A 16,358-nucleotide genomic window follows, 5' to 3' on the forward strand; every position below is an offset into this window, starting at 1 on the left:
GGCATCGTTCGGCGCTCGAGCGGCCTTCGGAGGGGCGTGATCACGGTGGTGACCAGTCGGCTCCGTCCACCCCCCAGCAGAGCAACAGCCAGCCCCACTGGAGCACGATGCAGGCAACCACAGCAGCGATGCGATAGACGCGGCTCGTCGGCTGAGCGAGCGCGCCGGCCAACGGCGACATCGGTGCTAGCAGCCGGAACGTGCTCGACTGCGGAAAGAACACCGCGAGAAGGTACAACGCGTATGCGATGATCCAGAACCGCAGATCGACCCCGAGCCGGCGCACGGACGGCGCGAACATCCAGATCGCGAACAGCGCGAGGATGAGGACGAGCGTGAGGATGCCCAGCCACGGCGGAACGCGCAGCCACACCGAGAACCACCAGTCCACGGCCTGGAACCAGGGCGCGAACGGCAGCAGATGGCTTGCGCCGATGTAGTCGGCGCGCCACGAGAGCTCGGTCGCTGTGTAGGCATCCGGAACCCCCGTGACCCAGCCGGCGATCACCGGCCAGGCGATGCCCGAGAGCCCGGCCACGAGCGTGAGGACGACGGATGCCACGCGCTCGGCAACCGGGAACGGGTCGCGTCGACGCGTCACCCACCTGTACACGACGTGGAAGCCCATGGCGAGCGCGAAGGCGAGTCCGCTGGGACGCGTGAACGCCATCGCGAGGATGGGTGCGAGCATCCACCAGTACCTGCGTTTCAGCAGCAGGTAGAGGGCCAGCATCAGGAAGAACAGATACATCGACTCGGCGTAGGCCACCTGGAAGAGCGGCGACGTGGGGCCGGCGCTGAACAGGACCGTCGCGAACAGCGCAGTCGAGGAGGACAGACGAAGCGCGAGCAACCGGTGGAACAGCAGGGCCGCGCCGAGTCCGAAACCGAATGACACCAGAACGGCGGCCGGCGACCACGGTAGGAACGTCACCGTCATGACCGCACGCACCAGGAACGGATATGCGGGCAGGAACGCCCACGCGTTCTGCTGCACCGTGCCGTCTGTGCCGAGCGGCAGCGTCTTCGGATAACCCGCCTCTGCAACAATGTCGTACCAGCGGCCGTCCCAGATGGACGAGTAGTCGAAGTATCCGGGCTGCGCACCCGTCCACGGGTTCGGGCCCTGAACGCTGGCAAGCACCAGAAGCATGACCGTCGTCACCAGCCGGGCGAGCAGGTAGACGACCACCACCTTGACCCACCAGGGGGTGAGCCGGTAGCGCACGCGGATGCCGGGCGAGAGCATCCCGCCCGCCCGATGAGCGGTGCCGACGGCTGTCACCGGCTGAGCCAGCGCCGCAGTCCCCGTTCGCACGCCTCGATCTCCGCCAGCGCGACCCGCTCGTCATCGGCGTGCGCCTTGAGTGGATCGCCCGGCCCGTAGTTGACCGCGGGGATGCCGAGGGCGGAGAACCGTGCGACATCCGTCCAGCCGTACTTCGGCCGTGGCGTCGCGCCGACCGCTGCGAGGAAGTCCTGCGCGAACGACGTGTCGAGCCCCGGCCGGGCGCCCTCTGCGAGATCGACCACCTCGACCTCGTACTCGCCGAACAGCTCGTTCAGGTGCTCGATGGCCTCCTCCCCTGAGCGGCTGGGAGCGAAACGGTAGTTGACGTGCACCACGCACTCGTCGGGAATGACGTTGGTGGCAACTCCCCCCGTGATGAGCACGGCGTTCAGCGCCTCGCGATAGACCAGCCCATCGACCTCCACCTCTCGCGGGGTGTAGTCGGCGAGCGTCTTGAGGATGCCCGCTGCCTTGTGGATGGCGTTGTCACCCACCCACGGTCGGGCCGAGTGCGCCCGCAGTCCCGTGGTGCGCACGTCGACGCGCAACGTGCCGTTGCATCCGCCCTCCACGCCCGCTCCGGTCGGCTCGCCGAGGATGGCGAAGTCGGCGAGCAGGAGCTCCGGATGCTCGACCGACAGCCGGCGCAATCCGTTCAGCTCGGAGGAGACCTCCTCGTTGTCGTACCAGAGCCACGTGATGTCATAGCGGGGGTCAGCGAGCTCTGCCGCGAGCACCAGCTGCACGGCGACCCCGGCCTTCATGTCGACCGTGCCGCGTCCCCACAGGTATTCGACGCCGTCGATCGTCTCGAAGCTGGTGGGCAGGTTGCCGTTGACCGGAACCGTGTCGATGTGGCCGGCGATCGCGACACGCTTTTCCCGTCCGAGATGGGTGCTCGCCACGACGTTGTTGCCCACCCGGGTCACCTTCAGGTGCTGCAGCGGCTCGAGGGCCTGTTCAATGGCATCCGCCAGCTCGCGCTCGTTGCCGGAGACGGAGTCGATGTCGCAGATGGCGCGGGTGAGGTCGACCGGGCCGGCCGTGAGGTCCAGAAGCACGCTACTAATCTAGATGCATGCCCGCCGCCGAATCCGACGCCGTCCGTTCCGCCGACTTCGAGGCCGCAGAGGCGGGCGGTGCACTCGCGTCTCACGCCTGGGGGTACGGGCTCGTCACCGTTGCGGCCGACGGTACCATCCTCGACACCTGGTACCCGCAGCCGCGACTCGGGCGGCTTCCCAAAGACCGGGAGCCGTGGATCGTTCCGGCCGAACTCGAAGCTCAGACAGGTGCCGACACCCGACGCGACGTGCGTCTCGACGCCCGCGCCATCGAGATCGACCTTTCCTCACCGGTCGGCAGCACGCCGGATGCCTACCTGCGGCTGCATCTGCTCTCCCACCTTCTGGTGCAGCCGAACAGCATCGAGCTCGACGGTCTCTTCGCGCATCTGCCGATCGTGGCGTGGACGAATGCCGGCCCGATGCATCCTGCGGACTACGCGCGCCTCCGCCCGGCCCTGCAGCGGGATGGCATTCAGGCGAGCGGCATCGACAGGTTCCCGAGGCTGCTCGACTACGTCGTTCCGCAGCGGGTCCGCATAGCGGATGCCTCGCGCGTGCGCCTCGGCGCGCACCTCTCCCCTGGCACCACAGTCATGCACGAGGGCTTCGTGAACTACAACGCCGGCACGCTCGGCGCCTCGATGGTGGAGGGCCGCATCTCGCAGGGCGTCGTGGTCGGCGACGGATCGGACATCGGCGGCGGTGCGTCGATCATGGGGACCCTCTCCGGCGGGGGCACGCAGCGCGTGTCGATCGGGGAGCGGTCGCTGCTCGGCGCGAACAGCGGCATCGGCATCTCGATCGGAGACGACTGCATCGTCGAGGCCGGCCTGTACGTGACGGCGGGAACGAAGCTGGTCGTCGTCGGGTCTGCGCCTGACTCCTCGGGCCGCCCCCAAACGGTCAAGGCCGTCGAGCTCTCCGGCGTGCCGAACCTGCTCTTCCGGCGCAATTCGCTCACGGGCGCGGTCGAGGTGCTGCAGCGCAGCGGCAAAGGCATCCAGCTGAACGCCGTTTTGCACGCCTAAGCGGGTCGCCGACCTTCCCCGGTGCGTCGGCCGCCGCCGATACGATGAGCGCGACGGCCGACACGAAGGAGTGAAGTGGGCACCGACGCATCGCGCCTGAGTCGCAGGCATCCGTTCTGGCGGTTCCTTGGCATCCTCCTCGCCATCGTCGTGACTCTCGCGGTGATCGTGGGCGTTCTGGGCTTCTGGACGGTGACCAGGTCGTTCCCGCAGACGACGGGCACTCTGTCGGTTCCCGGCCTCAAGGCCAAGGTGGAGGTGCAGCGCGACGACGCGGGCATCCCGCAGATCACGGCATCCAGCGCGCACGATCTGTTTCTCGCCGAGGGCTACGTGCACGCGCAGGACCGGTTCTGGGAGATGGACTTCCGCAGGCACGTCACGGCCGGGCGCCTGAGCGAGTTGTTCGGCAAGAGCCAGATCGGCACGGACGAGTTCATCCGCACGCTCGGCTGGCGACGCGTGGCCGAGCAGGAGGTCAAGCAGATGGATGCGACCTCGCTCTCGTACTACCAGGCGTATGCGGATGGGGTGAACGCCTACCTCGCCGACCACAAGGGAGCCGACCTCTCCCTGGAGTACGCGGTGCTCGGGCTGCAGAACTCCGGCTACAAGCCCGAGAAGTGGACGCCCGCAGATTCCGTCGCGTGGCTGAAGGCCATGGCGTGGGACCTGCGATCCAATCTCGAAGACGAGCTCGACCGCGCGCTGCTCGCGACGAAGTTCTCACCGGAGCAGATCGCGCAACTGCATCCCACGTACCCCTACGCCTCGCACCCCACCATCACGGATGCCGGCGGCGGCAACCCGCAGCGCGTGGCTCCCGCGGTGTCCCCCACCGCAGACACCACTGCCGCAGCCACGGCTTCCGATTCGGAGGCCGCGGCAAAGGACGTCGCCGATCTCGCGACGCGAGTGCAGGCATCCGCTGCGAAGGTGCCAGCACTGCTCGGCATCAACAGCGATGACATCGGCTCGAACTCCTGGGTGGTCGCCGGCTCGCATACGGCCACCGGAAAGCCCATGCTCTCCAACGATCCGCATCTGGGACCGGCGGCACCGAGCATCTGGTACCAAGTCGGGCTGCACTGCTCCCAGGTGCGCCCATCGTGTCCGTTCGATGTCGCCGGCTTCAGCTTCTCCGGCCTGCCGGGCGTGATCATCGGGCACAACGACCGCATCGCATGGGGGTTCACCAACCTGGGTCCGGACGTTGCCGACCTCTACCTCGAGAAGCTGAGTGGTACGGGCTATGAGTACGACGGGCAGGTGCTGCCGTTCACAACGCGCAAGGAGACCATCAAGGTGGCAGGCGGTAAGCCCGTCACCATCACGGTGCGCTCAACGGTGCACGGCCCGATAGTCACGGGCGGGGACTACGACACCATCGTCAAGAGCCACCGTAAGCCGACGGGTGATGTTCCCGGCGGTAACTACGCCTTGTCGCTGCAGTGGACGGCACTCACACCCGGCACGACGGCCCAGTCCATCTTCGCTCTCGACGAGGCGCGCGATTGGCAGGGATTCAGGGATGCCGCCCGCAAGTTCGCGGTGCCCGCGCAGAACCTCATCTACGCAGACACCGCGGGAAACATCGGGTACCAGGCGCCCGGCACGATCCCGATCCGCAAGCAGGGCGACGGCACGACCATCACTCCAGGCTGGTCGAGCGCGTATGGCTGGAGCGGCTACATCCCCTTCGATCAGCTACCGAGCGTCTACAACCCGTCGAGCGGCTTCATCGTCACGGCCAACAACGCGGCGGTGGGGCCGGGCTTCGCGCTCAACCTCACGCAGGATTGGGATTCCGGCTACCGGGCCGACCGCATCACGAGCGACCTGCAGAAGCTGATCGCGTCCGGCAAGAAGATCACGTCCGCCGACATGTCCAAGGTGGATGCCGACACGTACGACGCGAACGCGGCCGTGCTCGTTCCGTTGCTGCAGAACGCTTCCCTCGATGACGGAACCCGCAAAGCCGTCGACCTGCTCGCACACTGGAACTACCACGACGACGCCGACAGCGCGGCCGCCGCCTACTTCAACATCTTCTGGCGAAACCTGCTGCACGACGCGTTCGCTCGCAAGCTGCCGTCGGGTGCTGCACCCGTCGGAGGCGACAGGTGGTTCCAGGTGGTCGGCGCTCTGTCCAAGGAGCAGAACTCGTCATGGTGGGTCGACGGTGACCTGGGTGTCGGCAACCGTGACGAGATGTTCGCCTATGCCGCCGACCAGGCTTACCACGAGGCCGTGAAGCTCATGGGACCCGACATGTCCTCGTGGAAGTGGGGAGACATCCACACGCTCGAGGTCACCAACCAGAGCTTCGGCGAGTCGGGCATCGGGCCGATCGAATGGCTCTTCAACCGAGGACCGTACCGGTTGGGCGGCGGCTCATCGGTTGTGGATGCCGTGGGCTGGGACGCTTCGCGGGGCTACGACGTGAACTGGGTGCCGTCCATGCGGCAGGTGATCGACCTCGGGCACTTCGACCGGTCCACCTGGATCAACCTGACCGGCGACTCCGGCCACGCATTCCACCCGCACTACGTGGACCAGACCACGCTGTGGCAGCTGAACAAGACCCGTGCCTGGCCGTTCACGCCGGATGCCGTCGCGAAGAGCACCAAGGACACCCTGACGCTGGCGCCCGCCTCGTAGCCGGCACGGCCGCGAGGCAGGCCGGGCGTGCTAGCGCTCGGACGGGTAGTTTCGCTCGGGCTCACCCACGTAGAGCTGCTGCGGACGCCCGATCTTTGTAGCCGGGTCCGCGTTCAGCTCACGCCAGTGCGCGATCCAGCCGGGCAGGCGTCCGATCGCAAACAGCACGGTGAACATGCGGGTGGGGAAGCCCATCGCCTTGTAGATCACGCCCGTGTAGAAGTCGACGTTCGGGTACAGCTTGCGCTGGATGAAGTAGTCGTCGTCGAGCGCGATCTGCTCGAGTTCCTTCGCGATGTCAAGCAGCGGGTCGTGCACGCCCAGATCTTGCAGCACGGCATCCGCGCTCTCCTTGACGAGCTTGGCGCGCGGGTCGTAGTTCTTGTAGACGCGGTGCCCGAAACCCATCAGGCGAACGCCGTCTTCCTTGTTCTTCACGCGCTCCACGAAGCGGTGCACGCTCTCGCCTGAGTCCCTGATGGTGGCGAGCATGTCGAGCACGGCCTCGTTGGCGCCGCCGTGCAACGGACCGTACAGAGCGTTGACTCCGGCAGAGATCGAAGAAAACAGATTCGCCTGCGTCGACCCGACGAGGCGCACCGTCGAGGTGGAGGCGTTCTGCTCATGATCGGCGTGGAGGATGAGCAGCCGCTCGAGCGCCCTCGACACCGTCGGGTTGACCTCGTACGACTCCGCCATGGTGCCGAAGTTGAGCCGCAGGAAGTTGTCGACGAAGCTCAACGAGTTATCGGGGTAAAGGAAGGCCTGCCCGAGGCTCTTCTTGTGGGCGTACGCCGCGATGACGGGCAGCTTTGCCAGCAGACGGATCGTGGAGAGCTCGACCGCCTCCGGATCGTGGATGCTCAGCGAATCCTGGTAGAACGTGCCAAGTGCCGAGACCGCGCTGGAGAGCACGGACATGGGGTGCGCGTCGTGCGGCAGGGCGCTGAAGAAGCGCCTCAGGTCTTCGTGCAGCAGCGTGTGCCTGCGGATGCGTTCGTCGAACGCGCCAAGCTCGTCGGCGGTGGGCAGCTCGCCGTGGATGAGCAGCCACGCGACCTCGAGAAAAGTCGAGTTCGCGGCCAGTTCCTCGATCGGGTAGCCGCGATAGCGCAGGATTCCCGCCTCGCCGTCGATGTACGTGATCTCAGAGCGCGTGGCGGCCGTGTTGACGAATCCGTAGTCGAGCGAGGTGAAGCCGGTCTGCTTGGTGAGCGTCGAGATGTCGATGCTGGATGCGCCGTCCACGCTGGGCAGGATCGGGAACTCCGCACTTCCGCCCGGGTACGTCAGAGTGGCTCGCGTTTCGCCTTCCGCTCCGTCGTGACCACCTGCGTTCACTCGAGTCTCCTCACGAATATGCGCCAACGAACGTGCCAGTACAGCCTACGGGCAAAGGTGGTCCACTGTCGTACCCGCCAACGGCACCCCCGTTCAGCGTGAGAAACCCGCCAAAAGCGGGCATTCTGCGCGGCCGAAGAGTGAATCCGGTGTCGATGTCACGGCTACTCGCCGCCCACTCAGAGCAAGGCGAGCCGTTCAGCCGCAGCGTCGATTCGCTCGTCGGTGGCAGTGAGCGAGAATCGCACATGCTGCGGGAAGAAGTCGCCGTAGAACACTCCTGGGCCGGCGAGGATGCCGACGTCCGCCAGCCTGCCCATGGTGGTCCAGGCATCCTCGCCCGCGGTAGCCCACAGGTAGAGGCCGGCCTCGCTGTGGTCGATACGGAACCCCGATGCCCGCAGCGCAGGCAGGAGCACCTCGCGCCTGCTCCGGTACCTGTCCACCTGCTCCCGAACGGCCTCGTCATCGCCCAAGGCGACCACCATCGCCCGCTGCAGCGGGGCAGGCAGCATGAGGCCCGCGTGCTTGCGCACAGTCAGCAGCTTCGCGATGAGCTGCCGGTCACCCGCGAGGAACGCGGCACGGTACCCGGCCATATTCGACTGCTTGCTCAGCGAGTACACCGAGAGAACGCCGCTCGTGTCGTCGCCGATCACCCGCGGGTCGAGGATGCTCGGCACCGGTTCGGTCGCCCAGCGCCCCTCCCAGCCGAGTTCGGCGTAGCACTCGTCGTTCGCGATCACGGCGCCAAGCTCGCGGGCACGCTCGACCGCCCTGCGCAGGAACGCCTCATCGAGCACCCGACCGTCCGGATTCCCTGGGGAGTTCAGCCAGATGAGCTTCGTACCCTCCGGCCACTCGTCCGGTTCGTCGGCCGCAACCGCATGCGCCTGCACGATGGCCGCGCCGATGGCGTAGGTCGGATAGGCGGCACGTGGATGCACGACGACATCGCCCTCGCCGAGGCCGAGCAGCACGGGAAGCAGGGCGACGAGCTCCTTCGACCCGATGGTGGGCAGCACATTCGAGGCCGCCAGGCCCGGCACTCCCCTGCGCCGCAGGTACCACGACGAGATGGCATCTCGCAGCTCGGCCGTCCCGGCCGTCTGCGGGTAGGCGTGGGCATCCGTCGCCTCCGCCAGTGCTCTGCGCACGGACTCAGGTGTCGGGTCGACCGGTGACCCGATCGACAGGTCGACGATGCCGCCCGGATGCCTGCGGGCACGCTCGGCGAACGGGGCGACCTGATCCCATGGGTAGTCGGGCAGATCCGGACGGGACACGGTTGGCCCGGCCGGTCAGTGGCTCTGCGGCGGAAGCGCTGCCACCAGGGGGTGGTCCTTCGGGATCACGCCGACCTTCGCTGCGCCGCCCGGCGATCCGATGTCGTCGAAGAACTCCACGTTCGCCCGGTAGTAGTCGCTCCAGACCTCTGGCAGGTCGTCCTCGTAGTAGATGGCCTCGACAGGGCACACCGGCTCGCATGCACCGCAGTCCACGCACTCGTCCGGGTGGATGTACAGCGAGCGCTCACCCTCGTAAATGCAGTCCACCGGGCATTCGTCGACGCATGCGCGGTCTTTCACATCCACACACGGCAGAGCGATGACATAGGTCACGTGGGCTGGCTCCTCTCGGGCTCTCTTGAGCGCCATGCAAGTCTACGACGGCGGTTTACAGCTCGTGACGCCCCGTGACACCGCGTGACGGACGATGCAACGGAATTGCCTGCACGCTCAGGATGCCCGCGGGCGAGCGGCGAACCGAGGCCACCCGACCACCAGAAGAGCGATCGCGAGGGTGCCGCCCATCCAGGTCCAGCCGATCGCGCTGTCGGTGATGAGCACCGACCCGCCGAAGCTCTTCTGCGAGAGAACGCCGATCGCGATCAGGGCTCCGAGCGCTGCGCACACCGTGTACAGCCTGCCCGTGCTGAGCAACCGGATGCCCGCCAGCAGGCATCCGAGTGCGGCCAGCGCCACCACGATGCCCCAGGGCAGATGCAAAGTGCCCACGGTCGCCGTGTGCACCAGTGTGCCGAGGGCTCCGAACACGATGCCGACGAGGCCGAGCAGAACGGCGGTCAGCAGGCGCACGAGCATGCTCACATCCTATTGAGTGGTCGCTGCCGGGCGGAGTGCTGCGAGCCGCCGGGGTCGGCGTCGAGCTGACGGGGCGGCGGGCGTGAACCTGACCTGGTCCACGGGCGTCGAGCTCCCGAGTGGACACCGCGGCCCCTTCGCGGATACAGTCGATGCAGGTAAGGTTAGCCTTACCGAATTCCCCCGAATCCCCTCCTCCCCTGAAGGCTCCCCTGTGCTCGCAACCCTGGTGATCGGTCTTCGCGAAGGCCTCGAGGCAGCGCTGATCGTCGGCATCATCGCCGCGTTCCTGAAGCGCAACGGGGCATCCATGCGCCCGATGTGGATAGGCGTCTGCACGGCCATCGGGCTCAGCATCGCGGTCGGAGTCGTTCTGCAGGCCATCGAGGCCGGCCTTCCCCAGGCCGCCCAGGAGGGCATGGAGACCATCATCGGCGCGGTCGCCGTGGTCTTCGTCACCACCATGATCGTCTGGATGAAAAAGCACTCCCGCGGCATGAAGAAGGAGCTCGAACGGGAAGCCGCGGCGGCGCTCGGCTCCGGCACGACGTGGGCTCTTGCCGGCATGGCCTTCCTCGCCGTGCTCAAGGAGGGATTCGAGACCTCGGTGTTCCTGCTCGCCACGTTCCAGGCATCCACCAGCTCTGGGGCAGCAGCACTTGGTGCGGTGATCGGAATTGTTGGCGCCGTCGTCATCGGGATCGGGCTCTACACCGGCGGCGTCAAGCTCAACCTTTCCCGGTTCTTCACCGTCACGGGCGTGTTCCTGGTGTTCGTCGCGGCGGGGCTCGTCGTCGCAACGCTGCGCACCGGGCACGAGGCAGGCTGGATCACCTTCGGACAGCAGCGCACGGTCGACCTCGGCTGGCTTGCGCCAACCGGCTCGGTTCAGGCCGCGCTGATCACCGGCGTGCTGGGCATCCCTGCCGATCCCCGGGTGATCGAGGTGCTCGGGTGGCTGCTCTATGTGATCCCCGTGCTCGCGTACTCACTGTGGCCCAAGGGCTGGCGGTTGGCGCCGTCGGCGGCGCGGAAGACACTGTTCGGCTCCGCTGCTGTGCTCGCGCTCACCGCCATCGTTCTCGCGATCGCGGTTCCGTTGGGATCCGGTTCGCAGGTGCCCGCCTCGGCTCCCCTCAGCAACGGGGCGACCGCGACTCTGGTGCACAGCGACACAGGCCAGTCCCTCCGTGTGTCGGGAGCAGGCGCGTACAGCCTCGGTGCGCCAGAGGCGACGACCCACGAGGGTGCCGACCGCGTGTGGACGACGAGCAAGACGACCCGCCCTGCGAACCGTCCCACCACGCTCAGCCTCGACGACCTCGTGGAACTGAGCGGCGACCGCATTCCGGTCGGCATCGACCCCAGCAGAGCGCCCGGCCCGTACAGCGCCAGCTGGACGACCACGACGCGCGTCACCGCATACACCCGCGACAACGGCCTGGTGGATGCCTCGAGTACGGCACGCACCGTGGTCGCGATCTCCGGCGGCGGCCTCTCGGCGCCTCGCGCCTTCGCCGTGAGCGACGGCGACGCCGGCTGGTCGGTGAACGCCGGCCACGTTGCAGCCGTCAGCGCCTCGATCGCCAGGGCACACGCATCCGATCGCGAAGCCATGCTGTGGAAACTGTGGCTCCCTCTGGTCTTCGCCATCGCGGCGGTCGCGCTCGCATGGCGTGGGGTGCGCGCGACGGGCCTCGCCTCCCCGGAAGAGCCGGTGCGCGACCGTTCCTCCTCGGCCGTCGTGGCCGGCCCTGTTAATACCGATGCCGGCACGGCCGCACAACGCACGGCATCCCCGAACACCAGGAGTTCAACGTATGCAGCCAAGTAGGCGTCGTCGCTTCGGTACAGGCCTGGCGGCGATGGCCGCTGTGGCGAGCGCAACACTCGTTCTTGCCGGATGCGCCACCGACCAGGGAGCTGCGAAACCGTCCGCCTCTGGGGCTTCGCACGTGAAGATCACGCTGAAGAACGACGGGTCATCCGATCTGTGCGCGTTCGACCATGCTTCGGCGCCCGCGGGACCCATCACGTTCACGGTGGCAAACGAGAGCGCAACCGGCATCACCGAGGTCGAGCTGCAGAGCGACCAGCGGATCATCGGCGAGAAGGAGAATCTCGCGCCTGGGCTGAACCCCGTGAGCTTCACGCTCACGCTCGGCGGAGGCAAGTACAGCCTGTACTGCCCAGGTGGCAAAGACGAGAACATCGACTTCACGGTGACCGGAAAGGCATCCTCCCAGAAGACGGGCAGCGTGCAGACCCTGCTGAAGCAGGGTGCGCAGGACTACGCGGGCTACGTCGACGACCAGCTCGGAGGGCTCCTGCAGGGCGTTGACTCCCTGAAGACGGCAGTGGATGCCGGTGACCTCACCGGGGCACAGCAGGCGTACGGACAAGCGCGGCAGTTCTACGAGCGCATCGAGTCCGACGTGGACGGTTTCGTGCTGCCTGGCACGAAGGCCAACGACAACTCGGGCAACCTCGACTACCTCATCGACATGCGCGCGTCGAACCTCGATGACGCGGCGGGCTGGCACGGCTTCCACGCGATCGAACGCGACCTGTGGCAGACCGGCGCCATCACCGACGGAACGAAGCAGCTGGCGGCCGAGCTGCAGAAGAACGTCTCTACGCTGGCCGGACTTGCGAAATCTCTGAAGTACAAGCCAGAGGACCTGGCCAATGGTGCTGCCGGGCTGCTCGAAGAGGTGCAGTCGTCGAAGATCAAGGGCGAGGAGGAGGCGTACAGCCACACCGACCTCGTCGACTTCGCCGCGAACGTCGAAGGCTCACAACAGGCATTCGAGTACCTCCGGCCCGGTCTGACCAAGATCGACTCCGGTCTCACGGCTCAGATCCGAACGCAGTTCGGCAAAGTGACGGCATTGCTCGACACGTACCGCGATCCCTCCGCGATCGGCGGATACAAGACGTACACGCCCGAGTTGAGGGCCAGCGACGCCAACAAGCTCAGCCAGGCGGTCCAGGCACTGCAGGATCCACTCTCCCGGCTCGCCGAGAAGGTCGCCACCGCCCAATGACGGATGCCACACAGCAGCCGGACGACGCTCCCGCCGCCCAGCAGTCCCCCGCTGCCGTCCCTGCATCCCACGTGAGCAGGCGCGGACTGTTCGCCATGGGCGCCGGCGGCCTCGCGGTGGGCGCCCTCGCAGGCGTGGGTGGGACGCTCGCCGCGCAGGCGCTCGACCCCAAGGACCAGGGCGATGCGGTCGACGCAGCCCTGAGTCACCCGTTCTACGGGGGCGGCCACCAGGCAGGCATCCGCACCGAACCACAGCGGCACTGCGTCTACATGACCTTCGACGTGGACCCGGGGAGCACGACGAGCGACCTCGAGTCACTGTTCGCCCGCTGGTCGGCCGGTATCGCCCAGCTCATGCAGGGCAAGCCGGTCGGACTCGTGCAGCCCAACCGGCCCGGAGCGGTGCCACAAGACACCGGAGAGGCCGCCGACCTCAGCCCGAATGCCCTCACCGTCACACTCGGGCTGGGACCTGGGATCTTCGACGATCGATTCGGCCTGCAGACCAAGCGACCCAGACTCCTGCAGCGTCTGCCCGACCTCCCGAGCGACAACCTTCAGTCCGCGCTCACGGGAGGGGACCTCAGCCTGCAGGCGTGCGCTGAGGACCCGCAGGTGGCGTACCACGCCATCCGGGACCTGGCCAGAATGGGCAGGGGAACCGTGAGCACAAGATGGACGGTCATGGGTTTCGGGCGAGCATCCGCTGGACCCAACCAGACGACACCGCGTAACCTGATGGGCTTCAAGGACGGCACCCGCAACATACGCTCGGACGACGAATACCGCGACTTCGTCTGGCTCGGCGACGATGCCGGCTGGATGTCACGCGGCACGTATCAGGTGGCACGCAAGATCCAGATGAACATCGAGATCTGGGATGCCGACCGCATCGGCGATCAGCAGACGGTGTTCGGCCGCAGCAAGTCCGAGGGTGCACCGCTCACCGGCACGAAGGAATTCGACACCCCCGACTTCGCCAAGACGGCCGGGGGCGAACACGTCATCGCGCAGAACTCGCATGTCGCACTCGCGGCCCACGAGAACAACGGAGGCATCAAGATCCTCCGCCGCTCGTACAACTACACGGACGGCATCAACCAGTACGGTCAGCTGGATGCCGGCCTGCTGTTCATCGCGTACATGAACGACCCTGCGCATTTCGTGACGCTGCAGAAGCGCCTTGGCTCATACGACCGCCTGAACGAATACATCTCGCACATCGGGTCCGCCGTCTTCGCCGTTCCTCCCGCCCCGGAGCCAGGGCACTACCTCGCAGAGAAGCTGTTCTGAGCTCTGCCGCCGGCTCGACCGTGACGTCTTAGCGCGTTCACTTCTTCTCGGTGACGGTGTAGTTCGCCACCCAGCCGTTCGACGAGTCCTTCGCGATGACGACGAGCACGGAATACGGATCCTTGGTGAACGAGACGGTGGCGCCCTTGCCCGTCTTGTTGTCGAGGTCCTGCTGGTAGCCGGCATCCTTGAACTGCGACGTGATCTCGCCGGTGGCGTCTGCCCCGCTGACCTTGATGGTGACGTTCCAGATCTTGCCGTCCGACGACCCGACGGATGCCCCGTAGATCACGTCGCCCTTGACCAGGGGCACGCCCTTCGGAAAGTCGGCGGGAACCGACTTGCCGCCGAGATCGACGTGCCCGTGCGTGACGTTCTTCACCAGATTCTGCACGCTGCAACCGGACAGCGCTGTCGTCGCACCGAAGGCGACGGCGAGGGTGAGCGGAACCGCGATCAGGGCACGACGACGCGCGAACATGATGACCCCCTGGGCTGGGTGCCGGTATGAGCCGACACCCGTACCGTAACGCCTCGGCTCTGCCGTGTCACGGGCGGAAGCGGTAAATGCTCGCCCGCGAGAGGATGGCGCGGCGCGGCTCAGTCCTGCGAAGCGCGCTTGAGCCGTGCCGCCGCGCGCCCACGGGCCTGCTGATCCAGCTCGACCTTGCGAATGCGTACCGCCTCCGGCGTCACCTCGACGCACTCGTCTTCGCGAGCGAACTCGAGGCACTCCTCGAGAGTCAGCTGGCGGGACGGCGTCATCGACTCGAAGTTGTCGGCGGTGGACTGCCGCATGTTCGTCAGCTTCTTCTCTTTGGTGATGTTGACGTCCATGTCGTCGGCACGCGAGTTCTCGCCGACGACCATTCCCTCGTAGACCTCTTCCGTCGGGTTGACGAAGAACGTCATGCGCTCCTGAAGGGCGATGATCGCGAACGGGGTGACGACTCCCGCGCGGTCGGCGACGATAGAGCCGTTGCTGCGAGTGACGATCGAGCCGGCCCACTCGTCGTAGCCGTGCGAGATGCCGTTCGAGATTCCGGTTCCGCGGGTGATCGTGAGGAACTCGGTGCGGAATCCGATCAGGCCGCGCGAAGGAACGATGAACTCCATGCGCACCCACCCGGTGCCGTGGTTCGACATGGACTCCATGCGGCCCTTGCGGGAGGCGAGCAGCTGCGTGATGGCGCCCAAATACTCCTCTGGAGCGTCGATCGTGAGCTGCTCGTACGGCTCGTGGATCTTTCCGTCGACGCGCTTCGTGACCACCTGCGGCTTGCCCACCGTGAGCTCGTAGCCCTCTCGGCGCATCTGCTCGACGAGGATGGCAAGCGCGAGTTCGCCGCGACCCTGCACCTCCCAGGCATCCGGGCGGCCGATGTCGAGAACCTTGATCGAGACGTTGCCGATCAGTTCGCGATCGAGGCGGTCCTTCACCATTCGGGCCGTGAGCTTGTGGCCCTTCACCTTGCCCATGAGCGGTGAGGTGTTGGTGCCGATCGTCATCGAGATGGCGGGCTCGTCGACATGGATGGCCGGCAGGGGACGCACGTCCTCGGGGTCGGCGAGCGTGTCGCCGATCATGATGTCCGCGAAGCCTGCGACGGCGACGATGTCACCGGGTCCCGCGCTTTCAGCGGGGTAACGGTCCAGCGCCTTCGTGATGAGCAGCTCGGTGACGCGCACGTTGTGCACGTCACCGTCGTGCCGCACCCAGGCCACGGTCTGGCCCTTCCTGATGGTGCCGTTGAACACGCGGAGCAGAGCGAGTCGACCGAGGAAGGGCGAGGCATCCAGGTTCGTCACGTGCGCCTGGAGCGGTGCCTCGTCGTCGTACGTCGGCGCCGGGATGTGCTTCAGGATGGCCTCGAACAGCGGCTCGAGGTCGGGGCTGTCGGGCAGCTCGCCGTTGGCGGGCTCGCTGGTGGAGGCTCGTCCGGCCTTTCCGGACGCGTACACGACGGGCACGTCGAGGATCGCGTCGAGGTCGAGGTCCGGCACGTCGTCGGAGAGGTCGGAGGCGAGACCGAGCAGCAGGTCCTGGCTCTCGTGCACGACCTCGGTGATGCGGGCATCCGGCCGGTCGGTCTTGTTCACGGCGAGGATCACGGGCAGCTTCGCCTCGAGCGCCTTGCGCAGAACGAAACGGGTCTGCGGCAGCGGCCCCTCACTGGCATCCACGAGCAGCACGACCCCGTCGACCATGGAGAGGCCGCGCTCGACCTCCCCGCCGAAATCGGCGTGCCCTGGGGTGTCGATCACATTGATCGTGACGGGCGTGCCGTTCGCATGCTTGCCGTTGTACGAGATCGCCGTGTTCTTGGCGAGGATCGTGATGCCCTTCTCGCGCTCCAGCTCGTTGGAGTCCATGGCGCGCTCTTCGACGTGCGCGTGCTCGGCGAAGGAGTGCGTCTGGTTCAGCATGGCGTCGACGAGCGTCGTCTTGCCGTGGTCGACGTGGGCGACGATTGCGACGTTGCGCAGATCGTCGCGGGAGCGGATGGCCATGGCGTGAATTCC

Annotated in this window: 13 protein-coding genes; 5 read left to right on the plus strand and 8 right to left on the minus strand. The window is 66.7% G+C overall.

Features of this window, described 5'->3' with window-relative positions; genetic code table 11:
• Positions 1 to 40 precede the first annotated feature (40 nt).
• Together ACO2Q7_RS04335 and dapE are read right to left on the minus strand one after the other, a co-directional pair.
• On the minus strand, positions 41 to 1,318 hold the full coding sequence (locus ACO2Q7_RS04335) for a hypothetical protein (protein WP_423354396.1): 1,278 nt from the start codon (positions 1,316 to 1,318) through the stop codon (positions 41 to 43).
• Positions 1,282 to 2,352, minus strand: coding sequence for a succinyl-diaminopimelate desuccinylase (dapE, locus tag ACO2Q7_RS04340; protein WP_423354397.1), 1,071 nt, complete (start codon positions 2,350 to 2,352; stop codon positions 1,282 to 1,284). Before dapE ends, ACO2Q7_RS04335 begins: the two co-directional genes overlap by 37 nt.
• Positions 2,353 to 2,369: 17 nt before the next feature.
• Between dapE and dapD the strand changes: the two genes are divergently transcribed.
• Both dapD and ACO2Q7_RS04350 read left to right on the plus strand, forming a co-directional pair.
• Complete coding sequence (gene dapD / locus ACO2Q7_RS04345) at positions 2,370 to 3,386, plus strand: 2,3,4,5-tetrahydropyridine-2,6-dicarboxylate N-succinyltransferase (RefSeq protein WP_423354398.1); 1,017 nt, start codon at positions 2,370 to 2,372, stop codon at positions 3,384 to 3,386.
• A 75-nt stretch (positions 3,387 to 3,461) separates the two neighbouring features.
• Positions 3,462 to 6,047 carry a penicillin acylase family protein gene (locus tag ACO2Q7_RS04350; RefSeq protein WP_423354399.1) on the plus strand — a complete coding sequence of 862 codons (2,586 nt, stop codon included), beginning with the start codon at positions 3,462 to 3,464 and terminating at the stop codon, positions 6,045 to 6,047.
• Positions 6,048 to 6,077: 30 nt separating this feature from the next.
• On the opposite strand, the gene ACO2Q7_RS04355 is transcribed toward ACO2Q7_RS04350, so the two are convergent.
• The 4 genes from ACO2Q7_RS04355 to ACO2Q7_RS04370 form a co-directional block, all read right to left on the minus strand.
• Positions 6,078 to 7,340, minus strand: a complete 1,263-nt coding sequence (locus ACO2Q7_RS04355) for a citrate synthase (protein WP_423355957.1) — start codon at positions 7,338 to 7,340, stop codon at positions 6,078 to 6,080.
• 227 nt (positions 7,341 to 7,567) lie between these two features.
• Positions 7,568 to 8,674: a succinyldiaminopimelate transaminase gene (dapC, locus tag ACO2Q7_RS04360; RefSeq protein ID WP_423354400.1), complete on the minus strand. Its 1,107-nt coding sequence runs from the start codon at positions 8,672 to 8,674 to the stop codon at positions 7,568 to 7,570.
• A gap of 15 nt (positions 8,675 to 8,689) precedes the next feature.
• Positions 8,690 to 9,010: a ferredoxin gene (gene fdxA / locus ACO2Q7_RS04365; protein ID WP_423354401.1), complete on the minus strand. Its 321-nt coding sequence runs from the start codon at positions 9,008 to 9,010 to the stop codon at positions 8,690 to 8,692.
• Between the two features lie 117 nt (positions 9,011 to 9,127).
• Complete coding sequence (locus ACO2Q7_RS04370) at positions 9,128 to 9,493, minus strand: hypothetical protein (protein ID WP_423354402.1); 366 nt, start codon at positions 9,491 to 9,493, stop codon at positions 9,128 to 9,130.
• 214 nt (positions 9,494 to 9,707) lie between these two features.
• Here ACO2Q7_RS04370 and efeU point away from each other — a divergent pair, with 214 nt between their 5' ends.
• The 3 genes from efeU to efeB are packed head-to-tail and all read left to right on the plus strand — an operon-like array spanning position 9,708 to position 13,835.
• Positions 9,708 to 11,327, plus strand: a complete 1,620-nt coding sequence (gene efeU, locus ACO2Q7_RS04375; protein ID WP_423354403.1) for an iron uptake transporter permease EfeU — start codon at positions 9,708 to 9,710, stop codon at positions 11,325 to 11,327.
• Between the two features lie 31 nt (positions 11,328 to 11,358).
• A complete protein-coding gene (gene efeO, locus ACO2Q7_RS04380; protein ID WP_423354404.1) occupies positions 11,359 to 12,540 on the plus strand; it encodes an iron uptake system protein EfeO in 1,182 nt (393 codons plus the stop codon).
• Entirely contained in the window at positions 12,537 to 13,835 is a 1,299-nt protein-coding gene (gene efeB / locus ACO2Q7_RS04385; protein WP_423354405.1) for an iron uptake transporter deferrochelatase/peroxidase subunit, read from the plus strand. The genes efeO and efeB overlap by 4 nt, the downstream gene beginning before the upstream one ends.
• A 37-nt stretch (positions 13,836 to 13,872) precedes the next feature.
• Here the strand turns inward: efeB and ACO2Q7_RS04390 are convergent, their stop codons facing one another.
• Both ACO2Q7_RS04390 and typA read right to left on the minus strand, forming a co-directional pair.
• Positions 13,873 to 14,316, minus strand: coding sequence for a hypothetical protein (locus tag ACO2Q7_RS04390; RefSeq protein WP_423354406.1), 444 nt, complete (start codon positions 14,314 to 14,316; stop codon positions 13,873 to 13,875).
• Between the two features lie 119 nt (positions 14,317 to 14,435).
• Positions 14,436 to 16,346: a translational GTPase TypA gene (typA, locus tag ACO2Q7_RS04395; RefSeq protein WP_423354407.1), complete on the minus strand. Its 1,911-nt coding sequence runs from the start codon at positions 16,344 to 16,346 to the stop codon at positions 14,436 to 14,438.
• Positions 16,347 to 16,358 lie beyond the last annotated feature (12 nt).

The organism is Rathayibacter sp. KR2-224 (assembly GCF_049446075.1).
In the GTDB taxonomy this organism is placed as follows: Bacteria; Actinomycetota; Actinomycetes; order Actinomycetales; family Microbacteriaceae; genus Humibacter.

Bases quoted from the DNA above. Each gene is read 5' to 3' on its own strand.
- dapD (WP_423354398.1), top strand. From the start codon at position 2,370: ATGCCCGCCGCCGAATCCGACGCCGTCCGTTCCGCCGACTTCGAGGCC.
- ACO2Q7_RS04370 (WP_423354402.1), bottom strand. From the start codon at position 9,493: ATGCTCGTGCGCCTGCTGACCGCCGTTCTGCTCGGCCTCGTCGGCATC.
- efeO (WP_423354404.1), top strand. From the start codon at position 11,359: ATGGCCGCTGTGGCGAGCGCAACACTCGTTCTTGCCGGATGCGCCACC.
- efeB (WP_423354405.1), top strand. From the start codon at position 12,537: ATGACGGATGCCACACAGCAGCCGGACGACGCTCCCGCCGCCCAGCAG.
- ACO2Q7_RS04390 (WP_423354406.1), bottom strand. From the start codon at position 14,316: ATGTTCGCGCGTCGTCGTGCCCTGATCGCGGTTCCGCTCACCCTCGCC.
- typA (WP_423354407.1), bottom strand. From the start codon at position 16,346: ATGGCCATCCGCTCCCGCGACGATCTGCGCAACGTCGCAATCGTCGCC.